This is a genomic window from Lysinibacillus sp. FSL R7-0073 (assembly GCF_038009065.1).
Taxonomy (GTDB): Bacteria; Bacillota; Bacilli; order Bacillales_A; family Planococcaceae; genus Lysinibacillus; species Lysinibacillus fusiformis.
In genome coordinates, this window is record NZ_JBBPAS010000001.1 from 4,509,303 (window position 1) to 4,523,616 (window position 14,314).

At 35.4% G+C, this 14,314-nt stretch carries 16 protein-coding genes; 5 read left to right on the top strand and 11 right to left on the bottom strand.

The features are described from left to right. The first annotated feature begins 77 nt into the window (after positions 1-77). Positions 78-758, top strand: coding sequence for a hydantoinase/carbamoylase family amidase (locus MKY88_RS22670; RefSeq protein ID WP_328205073.1), 681 nt, complete (start codon positions 78-80; stop codon positions 756-758). Positions 759-794: 36 nt separating this feature from the next. Here MKY88_RS22670 and MKY88_RS22675 read toward each other — a convergent pair whose 3' ends face one another. The 3 genes from MKY88_RS22675 to MKY88_RS22685 form a co-directional block, all read right to left on the bottom strand. Further along, positions 795-1,511 carry a class I SAM-dependent methyltransferase gene (locus MKY88_RS22675; RefSeq protein WP_328205049.1) on the bottom strand — a complete coding sequence of 239 codons (717 nt, stop codon included), beginning with the start codon at positions 1,509-1,511 and terminating at the stop codon, positions 795-797. A 112-nt stretch (positions 1,512-1,623) separates the two neighbouring features. Next, positions 1,624-2,736 (bottom strand): DUF4179 domain-containing protein, encoded by a 1,113-nt coding sequence (locus MKY88_RS22680; protein WP_340814747.1) that lies wholly within the window; start codon positions 2,734-2,736, stop codon positions 1,624-1,626. After that, complete coding sequence (locus MKY88_RS22685; protein WP_069483009.1) at positions 2,708-3,292, bottom strand: RNA polymerase sigma factor; 585 nt, start codon at positions 3,290-3,292, stop codon at positions 2,708-2,710. Before MKY88_RS22685 ends, MKY88_RS22680 begins: the two co-directional genes overlap by 29 nt. 221 nt (positions 3,293-3,513) lie before the next feature. Between MKY88_RS22685 and MKY88_RS22690 the strand changes: the two genes are divergently transcribed. Together MKY88_RS22690 and MKY88_RS22695 are read left to right on the top strand one after the other, a co-directional pair. After that, the gene (locus MKY88_RS22690; protein WP_008175483.1) at positions 3,514-4,296 is read left to right on the top strand and encodes an ABC transporter ATP-binding protein; all 783 of its coding nucleotides are present in this window, start codon (positions 3,514-3,516) and stop codon (positions 4,294-4,296) included. After that, positions 4,293-5,906, top strand: a complete 1,614-nt coding sequence (locus MKY88_RS22695) for a hypothetical protein (RefSeq protein WP_328205051.1) — start codon at positions 4,293-4,295, stop codon at positions 5,904-5,906. Before MKY88_RS22690 ends, MKY88_RS22695 begins: the two co-directional genes overlap by 4 nt. Positions 5,907-5,952: 46 nt before the next feature. Here MKY88_RS22695 and MKY88_RS22700 read toward each other — a convergent pair whose 3' ends face one another. The 8 genes from MKY88_RS22700 to MKY88_RS22735 all read right to left on the bottom strand — a co-directional run bounded on the left by MKY88_RS22700 (position 5,953) and on the right by MKY88_RS22735 (position 12,514). After that, positions 5,953-6,567 (bottom strand): ABC-2 transporter permease, encoded by a 615-nt coding sequence (locus MKY88_RS22700; RefSeq protein WP_328205053.1) that lies wholly within the window; start codon positions 6,565-6,567, stop codon positions 5,953-5,955. A gap of 4 nt (positions 6,568-6,571) precedes the next feature. Next, the gene (locus tag MKY88_RS22705; protein ID WP_328205055.1) at positions 6,572-7,429 is read right to left on the bottom strand and encodes an ABC transporter ATP-binding protein; all 858 of its coding nucleotides are present in this window, start codon (positions 7,427-7,429) and stop codon (positions 6,572-6,574) included. Further along, complete coding sequence (locus MKY88_RS22710) at positions 7,430-7,807, bottom strand: GntR family transcriptional regulator (protein WP_340814748.1); 378 nt, start codon at positions 7,805-7,807, stop codon at positions 7,430-7,432. A gap of 143 nt (positions 7,808-7,950) precedes the next feature. Next, positions 7,951-9,234, bottom strand: a complete 1,284-nt coding sequence (locus tag MKY88_RS22715; protein WP_340814749.1) for a histidine--tRNA ligase — start codon at positions 9,232-9,234, stop codon at positions 7,951-7,953. 258 nt (positions 9,235-9,492) lie between these two features. After that, positions 9,493-9,918, bottom strand: coding sequence for a MarR family winged helix-turn-helix transcriptional regulator (locus MKY88_RS22720; RefSeq protein ID WP_069483015.1), 426 nt, complete (start codon positions 9,916-9,918; stop codon positions 9,493-9,495). After that, positions 9,908-10,189 (bottom strand): transporter suffix domain-containing protein, encoded by a 282-nt coding sequence (locus MKY88_RS22725; RefSeq protein ID WP_340814750.1) that lies wholly within the window; start codon positions 10,187-10,189, stop codon positions 9,908-9,910. The genes MKY88_RS22720 and MKY88_RS22725 overlap by 11 nt, the downstream gene beginning before the upstream one ends. Positions 10,190-10,356: 167 nt before the next feature. After that, positions 10,357-11,994, bottom strand: a complete 1,638-nt coding sequence (locus MKY88_RS22730; RefSeq protein WP_328205067.1) for a DUF4179 domain-containing protein — start codon at positions 11,992-11,994, stop codon at positions 10,357-10,359. Beyond that, positions 11,981-12,514, bottom strand: a complete 534-nt coding sequence (locus MKY88_RS22735; RefSeq protein WP_340814751.1) for an RNA polymerase sigma factor — start codon at positions 12,512-12,514, stop codon at positions 11,981-11,983. Before MKY88_RS22735 ends, MKY88_RS22730 begins: the two co-directional genes overlap by 14 nt. Before the next feature lie 397 nt (positions 12,515-12,911). Between MKY88_RS22735 and MKY88_RS22740 the strand changes: the two genes are divergently transcribed. Continuing rightward, positions 12,912-13,475 (top strand): helix-turn-helix domain-containing protein, encoded by a 564-nt coding sequence (locus MKY88_RS22740; protein WP_328205645.1) that lies wholly within the window; start codon positions 12,912-12,914, stop codon positions 13,473-13,475. After that, positions 13,373-14,302, top strand: a complete 930-nt coding sequence (locus tag MKY88_RS22745) for an IS3 family transposase (protein WP_340814854.1) — start codon at positions 13,373-13,375, stop codon at positions 14,300-14,302. Before MKY88_RS22740 ends, MKY88_RS22745 begins: the two co-directional genes overlap by 103 nt. Positions 14,303-14,314 lie beyond the last annotated feature (12 nt).

A 14,314-nucleotide genomic window follows, 5' to 3' on the forward strand; every position in this document is an offset into this window, starting at 1 on the left:
TACTTCATGTCTCTGCTAACGTCTCGGTTACAAGAAAGAACAATCCGTAACTATTAGTTAATGCTCAACGAAATGACATTAAAGCTTATTTAGAAATGCATATTGAGCAAGGCAAGGTGCTAGAAAATGAAGGTTTACCTGTAGGTGTTGTAACAGGTATAGCCGCTCCTGTATGGTTAGAAATTACTGTCACTGGCGTCAGTGAACATGCTGGTGCAACACCTATGCCCATTCGGCAGGATGCTCTAACTGCGGCAAGCGAGATGATTTTAGCGATTGAACGGCTATTAAATGACACTACAGATGCGGTTGCAACGGTCGGCAAGCTTACTGTGTCCCCGAATGGAACAAATGTGATTCCAGGCAAAGTTACTTTCTCAATTGATCTACGAGATATAGACGAACAAAAAGTGAGATCACTAGAGACTACGATTTTGCAGCAACTACAACAAATTGCAGACCGAAGAAATGTTACAATGGCTTCGAAAATATTACAGCGCATTAAACCTGCAAAAGCGGATGAGAAGCTACAGCAACAACTTGCCATAAGTATTGAAAAGCAAGGCATACGTCCCTATTCTCTTATAAGTGGTGCAGGACACGATCCCATGAATATTGCTGAAATCGCTCCAATCGGAATGTTGTTTGTCCGCTCAAAAGACGGCATTAGCCACAATCCCTTAGAATACAGCTCCGATGAGGATATCATTATAGCCACTACTATTTTTTATGATTCTGTCGTCGAGCTCTCTAAATAGTTCACTATAATAGAAGAAGCCATTCTCTAGTTTTTTTCAGAATGGCTTTTTAATATCATTTTTTTTGAATAACCCTACTATAAAACCTTCTAATCCAAAATGCGGATCTACTGTAGACATTGGTAACATTTTACGTATTTCAATTTCTTCCAAAAAATTAAAAATTTCCTGTAGTTGACTTTTGGTATAACCAAGCCCACCCTCTAAACTGCGCTTTAAATATACTTCCTCATCTGTCTGGGCAGAGCCTCCGTATGTACCATTCTCCTCAAATGAACATAAAGCAAAGTATCCATCCTGCTTTAATAACCTATTAATGATCTCTATATAAGTAACACGACGATGTGGTGCTATATGATGAAAGCATCCCGAATCATAAATAAAATCAAAGCTTTCCAGTTGAAAATCTAAATCAAAAATATTAGCACATACTAATTCTACATTCACATCTTCTTCAGATATTCTCTTTTTTGCCCATTCCAGTGCATTTTCTGATAGATCTACTCCAACCACTGAACATCCCTTTTTAGCTAAATAGATAGCATTACGCCCTGCACCACATCCTAATTCTAAAACTTTACTCGGAAAAATCATTTCCTTTTCAAAATAGTGTACTAGATTTTCATCAGGCTTATTAACAAAGAAAGGAATCTTTCGAAATGTATCATCATAAAAATTATTCCAAAAATGTTGGGGCTCCCGTAGTAACTGATCTAGTAAAATAAGCAAATCTTCATTGGATTTAATTAGCATTCCACACCTCGATTTATTCTTATTAAAGCTTCATTATATAGGAGCGGATATATACTCAGCCAGTTTCAAAATAACCAATATAAAACCATTGCTTCTCACTTATAATTTTTTATTACTTTACTGGTATTGTCACTTCTAGCTCAGGAATATATTGAATTATCGGTTCATTATTCTCATCCATTTGAAAGCTTCCTTTTGGATGCTCCTTAAAAAGATGGATATAAGGCTTGATCGTTATGGATGCTGGTACAGATTCAAAAGGAGTAAAGCGATGATCCATAATTTTTTCACTTCCATTGGTCTCATGCCAACCATTCCCATTAATTAGTGCAAGTTTACGCCCTTGCTTATCAAAAATATCTATCCCCATTGTTAACCATGGCTCAATAAAAGTGGAGTTGTCTGTCAATATGGTTCTCGTCGTTATATTGGTTGTAATAGGGGTAATCTTGATCTGTTCAACTGTAAAATGAATATTATTATAATGTCGATTTACATTTGGCTGTAAAGTCACATAGTCTGCAATTTTATTTTTCACAGGAATATCAATCTTTAAAGGAGCCTGTACGCCCGTAATAGTAGCATATACTGTTAAATCGAATTGCTCCGGGAAAGGTCGTCCTCCCTGATTGCTCTTATCCGAAAACTCAATTATTGTAGAATCCTTATCTTTTCCTGGGTGTAGAAAGATCCCAATACGATTTGACTCACTAGGAGCAAAATCATCGATAGGTGCTCCATTAATAAACAATTCAATATTGCCGAGGCGCTCCATTAATGTCTCCGTTTCACTAGCTGTTCGAGGTCGCTCTACCCCAATCGAGACACGTGTACCATCATATGCCACCTCCGATACACTTAATGTAAATCCATCGTGACTGACACTTGCATTAGGTTTCGTTGAAAGCCCCTTTTCATCAGCCGTTTTCAGACCAAGATCACCAGCTAGACTGAAAATAGAGGATAATACAGGAACTTGTTTTATAGTTGCTGCCATTGTAGGTGAAATGAAGGGCGTGATTAGTAGCAAGCATACGATTACGGTAGCCATAGCCTTCACTATCAACACTTTATGAGGCTTCTTTTTATGAGTAATCAATTTTTTAGAATCATGGTCATATTTATACATAACACGGTCAACTAAATCAATTTCTACGGGTGTTTCTCGGATGTACTTCTTTAGCTTGTTCAATTCATCATCCTTCAGTTTTGATTGAACGCTCATAATATCCCCTCCCTTGCTTTTTTTCTTTCAACAATTTTTTTCGTAATCGTTCATATTTTTTGCGTACAGTAGCTGGTTTCAAATCCATGATAGAGCCAATTTCATCAAAGCTATACTCTTCAATAGATCGAAGTAATAAAATTCTTTTTTCATCCACATTTAATTTCTCTAATAACTGATGAATTGAATCCTCGTAATGATAGGATTCATATGCCTGCTCGACCATTTGCTCCTTTTTAAACCCTGTCCAAAATCTAAAGCCCTTATTTTTCTTCTTCAGTAGGTCGATACAATGATGATGAGCAATTTTATAGAGCCACGCTGAAAATGACACTGAGTAAGAGAATTGGCGAATATTCTCTAAACCTTTTATAAAAACATCCTGTGAGGCATCCTCAGCTTCTTCTTTGTTTCCTAATAGGTAGTAACAGTAAAGATAGATTTGTTTTTGGAAGCACCGTATGATTTCTGTGTAGGCATGAGTATCCCCTGCCTGAACTTGTTTAACTACCTTTTTTATTAGTAACGTTTCCTCTGTTTTATTTGATATAGTCACAAGCTTCCCTCCTCTCTATCTGTATAACTAAATTCACTACCGTTTTGTGACAGCAAAAGAATAAAAATTGGTGTTATAATATATAATTTCTTAATTTAATAACCCCTCCCCAACCATATGGAATTGAACTGGTTTCATTTTACCAAAAGGGATATATTTTCTTTTTATATGTTATAGTGTATTAATGGATATTTTTTCTATAATTATGGAGGTGCACTGAAATGGAAGACATTTTAACGATTACAAATTTAACGAAAAGTTATGGAAACAAGGAAATATTAAAAGGAATAAACCTCCATGCAACTAGAGGAGAAATTATCGGATATATTGGTCCAAATGGTGCTGGTAAAAGCACGACTGTTAAAATTATTTTGGGGCTTGAAGGTGATTATGGTGGTGAGATTAAGCTCTTTGGTGAAAGCATTGGGCAAGATCAAATAGACTATAAGCGTAGAATTGGTTACGTTCCAGAAATCGCTGATGTTTATGACAACTTAACAGGTTATGAATATTTAACCTTTATCGGTCAGTTATATGGGCTAGAGCTAGAGGAGGCAGCTGACAAATCGAAATCGCTCATGGAGTTGTTTGGAGTGGGAGAGGCGTACCATTCTAGAATTTCCTCGTATTCGAAGGGCATGCGACAAAAACTATTAATCATTGCTAGTCTTATACATAATCCAGACCTATTATTCTTAGATGAACCGATCAATGGCTTAGATGCAAACAGTGTAATGATTTTTAAAGAGATTTTAACGCAGCTCGCAGCCAATGGAAAAACAATATTTTACTCATCTCATATTATGGATGTCGTTGAAAAGATCAGTAGTCGCATCATCCTGCTATATGACGGCAACATAGCAGCGGACGGAACCTTTGCCCAATTACAAGCTGGTAACACTGAAGGAACGCTAGAAAGGATCTTTAATCAATTAACAGGATTTCATGAGCATCAGGAAATTGGTGAGAAATTTGTATCCATCGTTCGAGGAGTACAATCATGACAGATTTTAAAACACTCCAATTGCTTGATTTATTCCGCTGGCTCTTTGTAAAAATGGGTATTGATTATGACCTAATGAGAAAAATCCTTCATATCAAATTAACAATGGATGAACGTAAAGTACCCACACTATTTAATCAGAACAAAAAGAAGGACAATCAAAAATATGGCTATATTAAATCGCTATGGATTTATGTTTTATTCGGCCTTATACTAATCCCACTCATGGGATTTGGTCAAAACTTTTTATTTCAAATGAGTATTGCGTTTGCTATGATCATTTTTTTAATTATGACTTCATTGATTTCTGACTTTTCCTCAGTACTCTTAGATGTACGAGACAAAAGCATACTATCAACTAAGCCGATTTCCGCTAGAACCATTAACGCAGCAAAATTTATGCATATTTTCATTTACTTATTCTATTTAACAATTGCCTTAACAGGCATCCCTTTACTCGTCAGCCTTTTTACGCAAGGAATTGTATTTTTCCTTTTAACCGTTCTAGAGATTATATTGATTAATTTATTTATTGTAGCGATCACTGCCATTTTATATATTGCCATTTTACGCTTCTTCGATGGTGAAAAGCTGAAGGATATGATCAACTATGTACAAATTGCCTTGTCGTTAATGCTCATGATTGGCTATCAGGTTTTGATCCGCTCCTTTGAATTCGTTAATTTGGATATGACGGTATCATTTCATTGGTGGAGTCTCTTCCTAATACCGATGTGGTTCGCTGCACCCTTTAACTTATTACTAAATGGCGATACTTCGTTATTAACAGTACTATACAGCATCTTTGCTGTAATCATACCGATACTTTCGATTGGATTATATATTAAACTCATCCCAACCTTTGAACGTAACCTTCAAAAACTATTAAGTACAAGTAAATCAAAAAAAGAGAAGAACAATCGACTGAAGGTACTTTTATTAACGCTGCTATGTAGAACACATGAAGAAAGAGCATTTTTTCGTTTCGCCTCACTTATGATGAAGCAAGAACGCGAGTTTAAGCTCAAAGTTTACCCTTCTTTAGGTTTTTCATTTATTATCCCATTTATTTTTATATTTACCTTTAGCGGATCCGAAAAAATTGATTACGCTACTAGTATGAGCTACTTAAATATTTATTTTAGTATGATGATTATTCCAGCTGCTGTACTTTTACTTGGTCATTCGGCTAAATTTAAAGCGGCGTGGATTTACAAAATACTTCCATTAAAAGATTATACAAATTTACAAAAAGGCAGTTTAAAGGCATTTTTAATCAAATTGTATGTCCCATTATTTTTAGTCCTAAGTTTGGTCTTTAGCTATATATACGGTATTCGAATTATCCCAGACCTACTAGTAGTTTTAGTGACAAGCTGGATATATACACTGTTTTGTTTCGTAACGATGAGCAATAAAATACCTTTTACCAAACCATATGATGAGGTTGGGGATGCTCAAGGCTGGAAAACTTTTTTATTGTTTATCCCTATAGCTATTTTGGCAGGTCTACACTATTTTATTGCCAGTCAAATGGCATTCGGGCCTACTATTTATTTCATAGTGCTTTTTTTCATCAACATGCTAGTATGGAAGTTAGCTTTCAAATGACAAAAACGGCTCGAGTCCCACCTTATATGGGACCGGCCGTTTTCTTTTAAAACGCCTTGCGCTTATAAATCCTTACTGAGAGCATCCATGAGCCTATATAGAGTACAACGATTAGTAATGAGATAATAAGGTATAGTTGTAGTTCCTGTACAGTCATGAAATTTTGTACAACGGTTCTTATTTGTTTATTTAAGTTAGGGACAAAATAATTGATGATTACCATATAAACTCCAAATAATCCCATGATAGCAATAGTTAAATACTTTGTTTTGAATTTATAGGACATCGGTAAAATAAACGAAATGACAATCATAACGAGGCCCATAATCAGTACTATTTCCTTCCATAATACAGCTACCTGATTCCCATTTAAAAGAAAGTCGAACAAATACGTAAGGAACATAAAGAACCCTGTAAAAATTAAAGCTCCAATATATTTTGAACTAACAATTTCTTTTCTTGTATACGGTAATGAATTAAGTAAAATATTTGCATTATCTTTTTCATCATTCGAAAAAGCACTTAAAACAAATACGATACTATATATAAATACTATATATACCGACGGAACATTGACTATTAAATAAAGAATAATAGTTGCTATGTAGAATATTAGGATGTTTTTTTGAATTAAAATATCTTTTAAAATAAGGTTCAACATATCCTTACCACCCTTTCTTTGTATAATACATAATGTCTTCAAGCGTAGGCTTTTCAACCACCACTGTATCGCCAAATATAGTAGCTGCTCGATGTTTATTGGCTGTTAATGCTTCAAAGCCTCTGTTTGTTTTACGAAGGGCGACGAATTCCTGCTCCGTTTCACGATCTAATAAATCCAAGGTTCCTTTAACAATAGCGTATTCCTCTTGAATTTTATAGAACTCCTTTGTGAAAATATGCTCGCCATTATGAATAAACGTTATATAATCTGCGATGCGATCTAAATCTGTCGTAATATGTGTGGAGAAAAATATAGTTTTGTCTCCATCTTGCATTAACTCATGTAAAATATTGAGTAATTCTCTGCGAAAAATAGGGTCGAGCCCCGACGTTGGTTCATCCATGATGATTAATTCAGCGTGATGTGCTAACGCGATGGCTAAGGATGCTTTCATCTTCATCCCTTTCGAAAAGGTCTTCATATTTTTGTTCAAGGGCAGCTCAAACTGTTCCACATAATGCTGAAATGCCTTGTCATCCCATCTTCTATAGGCAGGTTTAATAATCCTTTTCATATCCTTGAGTGTGATATTTTCATAAAAGATATTCTCATCATAAACAAAACCGATACGTTCTTTAATTTCCTTTTCATGTTTATTATAACTTTTACCGAAAATAGAAATAGTCCCACTATCCTGATGCAATAAATTCATAATCATTTTAATGGTCGTTGATTTTCCTGCACCATTTCCTCCAATAAACCCTGTAACAAACCCTTTTTTAACATGGATTGAAAAATCCTTTATTTGAAAACCATTAAAGGACTTTTGTATATGCTGTAATTCAATAACATTTTCCATTTAATCATCCTCCGTATACAATAAAGTAAGCATAGCCTTTAACTCTGCTAAATTAATATCCATTTCCTTCGCATTTTGAATCGCCACCAACAGTTTTTCCTCAATGGCCTTCATTTTTCTTTCCTTCATCATTTCTGAATTTTGTTCAGAGATAAATGATCCTTTCCCAACAATAGAATAAATAAATCCATTTTTTTCAAGCTCTTCATATGCCCTTTTCGTTGTAATGACACTAATCTCTAAATCTTTGGCAAGTTGGCGCATGGAAGGTAATGGCTGCCCCTCTTGTAATTGCCCTGTTAAAATTAGCTTTTTAATCTGTGCATATATCTGCTCATAAATAGGCTCTTTAGAACTGTTCGAAATAATAATTTGCATTGCAAATACCTCTTTTGAAATATTGTATATATACTTTATATACAATATATACACATCGATACAAATATGCAAGTAAAATTTTCTTTTTTGTGGAATAAAAATAAAAGCATATAGCCAAATGAATGACTACATGCCTTTTCAATTTAAAATTTAAATGCAATTAATTCTTCCTTACCACTTTGCATATTTTTTATTTTATATATATTTTGCGTGACCTCATCTTCTCCTAGGACTATAACCTTTGGTGTATTTTCCCGATTCGCTTTCTCCATTGCTTTTTTTACTTTTTTCCCACTAAGCTCAACTTCTACCTTATATTCATGTTGCCGCAATGTTGCTGCCAACTTCAGCGCCGACTTTTCTGTTCCAAGGGGAATAATATAAATATCCACAATCGGAGCGTTTTGCTCGATTCTCCCTATAACCTCCAAGGCTGTATAAATGACGTCTAATCCAAAAGAAATTCCCACAGTGGCATACAATTGCTCCTCAGACCCCAAAAGGCCACCAATCGCCTGATCATAACGTCCCCCACTCCCAATACTCGAACGAATGGTTCCATCTGCTAAGAAGATTTCATAAATTGTTCCTGTATAAATTTCAAGCCCTCGTGCTAAAAATGGATTGAACGTACATTTCTCATTTAATCCAAGTACATTTAAATAAGCTGTTAGCTCCACTAATTCCTGTATACCTTGCTGCAAAATGATGTTTTGATTAGCGAACTCATTAAAATAGGCCATATTTATTTGAGGTCGCGCCTCTAGAAATTGCTTTATTTTAGTCATACTGTTTTCAGAAATTCCCAATTTCCTCAATTCAGATAGCATTGTTTGTTGGTCTATTTTCTCGATTTTATCTAAAATTAAAATAACCTGATTCATTTGTTGCTGCTCTACTTCAAATAATTGTAGTAAACCAACTAAAAGCTTACGATTATTATATTGGATGTTAATCTGGAGATTAAGCTTAGCAAATGCATCTATCGCCATTATCATTAGTTCCGCTTCAGCAGCTTGTGACGTCACCCCAACAATATCTACATCACATTGTGTAAATTCACGAAAACGTCCCGCCTTAATGGGCCCATCTCGAAACACTTTACCAATTTCATAACGTTTAAATGGCATAGTAATAGAGGGATTCATCGCTACTACCTTTGCAAATGGAATTGTTAAGTCATAGCGTAACGCTAAATCACGCTCACCTCTATCCCTTAGTGTATACATTTCCTGTAAAATTACAGCACCACCAGCATATTTAGAAGCCATCAACTCCGTATAATTAAGAATTGGTGTCTCTATCGGCTTACAGCCATAAGCCATAAACGTGTCTTCTAAAGTGCGCCGAATAGCACGACGAGTAACCTCCTGCTCAGGTAAATAATCTTGTGTGCCACGTACATTTTGGTAATCCCTTTTTTTCATCACTTTTGCCTCCTCATTTTTTGACAAATAAAAAAACCGTATACGATAAAGCTCTCAATCAGCTTTATTTATACGATTACATGAGAAATAGTCTTCCTATTCAATATTAATTAATTAATAAAGATAGCAAGACTACTGACTATGATGATGTTTTGTTGTGTACGTTTGGACAAAGTTCATTGTCATATGTATTCCCCCTTTTATGTTAAGGGATACTATAAGACAAAACGAAATAAATGTCAAATTATTTCGAAAATTTTATAAAAGTACATTTTTTAATTTTTCTAGTACCTCTAGCACATTCACCAATTCCTCATCCGATAGATGTGCTTGATATTTTTTAGTGATTTCTTGATTAAACGCTTCACCTTCCTGTTTATACAGCAAACCTTTCTCACCTAATTCAATCGAATAGCCACGCTTATCATCGACATGCTGCCTTTTTATAATATAGCCATCCTTTTCAAGCTTTGCTATCTGCTGGCTCACGGCACTTTTGGTAATCGTCATTTTTTCAGCTATTTCTGATGGTGAAATGGAAGGATGGCGAATCACTAATGCCAAAAGGACCGCTTGCTGATTATTTAAATTGAACTTAGTATAGTCTCTTTCCATTTTCTCAAGAACAATCCAAATATCTTCAATTGTATGATTAATTAGCTCTGCTACATTGTTAGTCTTCATTTTTTTGAGTATCACCTTTTTCACGCCATTTTTTAGGATTAAGATAGCTTTTAAATTTGTTAGCTACTTCTTTCCCGACAAGTAAAGCGCCCAACCAAAATAAGATTTCAGCTACAATAATGCTGCCTGGAATAATACCTGCTTTTACTTTCGTAGGAATAGGTGTAAATGGTATAATGACTGGGATTAGCCATAGTGACAGAGAAAAAATAATAATGCCTACTCCAAGTTTATAAGCAAAGGGCTTATGTGCTTTTTCGTTAGGGTTCATGGAACCATTCTCCTATAAAATAATTTATTTAAGTTAACTAAACTATACTATAGACTTCTTTAGTATGTAAAGCAATGTTTTAATTGTTACGAGAAAAACAAAAACCCCATCTATTTGAAAATTGAAGAATACAATAGATGGGATGATTTATTTATCTTTTGTGTTTATTATTTTCCAGATATAAGTGGCATACGTAACTCATCATTTGGCTTGTTAATTAGATAATTATAAACGAGAATTTCAAGCTCCTTCTTGTTAAAATTCTCATAAACATCCATTCTTTTATTATTTTCAAGCATACCCATAAATTCAGGCGTTCCATAAATCTCTTCTTTGCCTTCTAAATAATATGTTTGATTGACTCCAGCAAATCCTGGATCAGAGCTTAATGATTCCACATAAAGGTTATTGTCCTTCATGTAATAAGTCCATGAGATCGGATACCCTGCAATATTAGATGTTACACTTTGAGGCTTTGCTGATATGTTCGTTAAACGGGTTGAATTGTCGTCTCCGTATAAACCTTCAACACGGTGCTTAGCAACGAAAGTTACAGATTGATTTTCCAAAGAAGCTGCATTTAGTCCATTCATTTCAAAGCGAAGCTCTGTTTCATTAGGATTTCCACCTTTACCCGACATATACCCAGTCAGTAAAGTTCCGCCCACATCCAGTTGATAATCCCTATATGGAAAAGTCTCGTATTTTTCTTGAGTAAGAATCAATCGAACTTGGGTCGGTGTAACCGTCATTTCATGGATTTTAGTTCCACCAGGCACATTGTCAATTGGGATATCTAGTACTTGCTTAAATGACGCATTTTCCAATTGTTTTTTATTTAGATTTAGTTTTATACTCCAATCACTCTCTTTTGTTTCTAGTACTCGATTATAAGAAATTTGGAATTTAGTACCTTCTTGGTGTAAGGCATCAGACTCGAATAGTTGCTGACTATAATATTCTCCTTTTGGTCCTTGATTTCCCAAGAAAGATCTTTTCTCATTTTCAATAGAATTTTTTCTATCATTAATCGCCTCAATAAATATCCCTGTATTCCGTACTTTTGAATCTGTAAGCGTAACTGCTGATTTAAGCAATACTTTACCCTCATCTTGTTCAAAAGATTGGATAGTCACGGTGCCAATCCCACCCTTTTGATATGGGAACACTTGCGTAGTCAAGTCATTTGGATTATAGCTGATAAAATGTTTCTCATTGCTGATGAACTGCATATTCTCCATTGTAAACTCCACATCTGCCATCTGGCCTTCTACAACCCAATCTGTTTCAAAATATCCCTGGAAGACACCAAGCTCTTCATTCCAATAATGTGTATAATTCCCTTCAATAAAGTTACCCTTCGCATCTTTAAGTCCGGTAAATTCAAAGCCTATTTCCTCCCCATCCCAAGATGCTTCAGGTTTCAAACTATATAACAGGAAGGTTCTATTATCATCTATAAACGCCGTGTGTACCGTTAATGTAAAACCGTCCTTCGTAATAGATTGCTCAATCGTCTGGCCTAAGCCTTGCGCTAATGCCGATTGAATACCAGCTCTATATGAAAGAATGTTTGACCAATCATAATTCAGGGCCGCATAAACTGGCGTGGCCATTAGCGCGACAGCTAGTCCAGCCACCAAAGCGAATTTCTTTCTTCTGCGGGGGCGTTGTTCAATCGTTTCACCTTCAGTAATCTTTAACTCATCTTGTTCAATAGAGCTCCACATTTGTTCAAAATTAGGATACACCATATTATGATCTGCCTTCATCCCTTTTTTCAGCTTCTGTTCAGTGCGTTCCAAATTGATTCTCTCCCTTCAACCATAGATTTTGATTTTGTTCCAATTTTTTGCGCATTATTTTTAATGCTTTATGCAACCTCGACTTCACTGTACCTACAGGAATTTTTAACGTTTCTGCGATTTCTACTAACGACAATTCCCCGATAAAACGAAGGGTGACAACGGCCATAAGCTTTTCTGGCAGCTGCTTGAGCAATTCCTCCCATTCCTCCCCAGTTACCTTCTCCATTACAATAGTGTCTACAGACTTAACCAATGCCGTATTCTGCTCATGTAGAAGTTGAACCTGACCTTGTTTTTTCATTTGAGCTTGCTTTCTTTTTAACAAGTTTAAGCATTGGTTCATCGCAATGCGCATAATCCAAGCACGTGTATGCTCAATGCTTTTCCAATCCTGACGGAACACGGTGACAAATACATCATGGCAGAGATCTTCCGCATCTTGTGCATTTCTTAGCATGTAATAACAGGTACGGTATACATCCTTATTGTATGAATCAAATAATTCACGTTCTGTCAATTTGAGTCACTCCTTTCTGACTGTTCTACTTTATAAACAAATGACTACTAGAAATGGTTCATCTTTTTTAGGACTTCGTTATTTATGAAATTTAATTAAAAATATCTCACAATAAAAACAGATGGCATTAGAGAGGTCCATTATAGGGCGTCTAAACCATCTGTTTTTTAGCTTGTAGACAGCAATAAACAGTAACATCATTGGGACTAGAAATTTTTGTTCCTTCATTTCCCCACTTATTATGGTGGTCATTTACAAAAAAAGTATATCTTAAGACAATCATAGCTATCGATGAATACAGGTGCAACTAAATAAATAAGGCAACCCTGCTAAGTTCATAGCAGTCCTGCACCCCTAAAGTTAGAGTCAAAAATCTAAACTTTAGGGGTGTTTTTATATGGCGAAATACAGCGAAGAATTCAAAATACATGTGGTTAATGAATATATGAAAGGCCCTTTAGGTTATAAATTATTAGCGAAAAAATATGACATACCAAATCATTCGCAAATAAAGCGGTGGGTACATGCCTTCAAAGAATTTGGAGAAGTTGGATTACATAGAAAAGTAACAAAACAGGCTTACTCTGTTCAATTCAAGCTCGATGTATTACACTTTATGAAACAAACAGGTGCTTCTTATCAAGATACAGCGATTGAATTTAACATGAATAATCCAGGGTTAATAGCGAACTGGAACAGTAAATTTTTGAAGGAAGGTATAGAAGGCTTGCAAGAAAAAGCGAAGGGACGGCCACCTATGTCTAATAATCCTAAAAATAAACCTGTCAAACAACCAAACACATTGTCTCGTGAAGAACAGCTAGAACGTGAAAATGAGCTTCTCCGATTAGAGATTGCATACTTAAAAAAGTTAAACGCTTTCGAGGCGAATCCGGATGCCTTCCTCGAAAAGCACAAGCAGCGTTGGCATTCGAACTCAAAGAAGAAGGGTTCCGATTGAAAGATGTATTGAAAATCGTTGAGATCCCAGAAGCAACGTATCATTACCATATTCAACAGTTAAAAAATGAAGATCCCAATCAAGAATGGAAAACGTTGATTTTAGCGCTATTTGAGAAGCATGAAGGTAGATATGGTTATCGCCGAATCCATGCAGAATTAAAAGCGCAAGGATACGTCATCAATCACAAAAAAGTACAGCGAATCATGAAGGAATTGGACTTAAAGTGTGTGAAATTCGTTCGTAAATCTCGTTATAAATCGTACAAGGGCAAGGTGGGCAAAGTCGCAAATAATCGATTAAACCGCCGTTTCAATACGCCAAACACTTTACAAAAACTGGTGACAGACGTAACAGAATTCAAGTGTACAGAAGATGAAAAACTTTATTTAAGTCCAATTATGGATCTCTATAATGGCGAAATTATTGGGTTTAGTATGTCTAAACGCCCAACATTGGATTTCGTATTAGAATCGCTATACCAAGTTCTTCCAATCATTCAGAACCAAGCTACATATCGTACAACGATTCATTCGGATCAAGGCTGGCATTATCAACATAATTCATGGGTGAAAACATTACGGCAAAATAAAATTTTCCAAAGCATGTCTCGCAAAGCGACGTGTGCAGACAATGCGGCGATGGAAAACTTCTTTGGCATACTCAAACAAGAGATGTATTACGGTGAGATATTATTCTCATATGAAGAATTGAAGAAGAAAATCAAACGATATATCGACTACTATAACAATGAACGTATTAAACAAAAACTGGCTGGCATGAGTCCAGTAAAATACCGAACTCAAGCCAGCCAATTAGCTGCATAATAAAAACTCTAA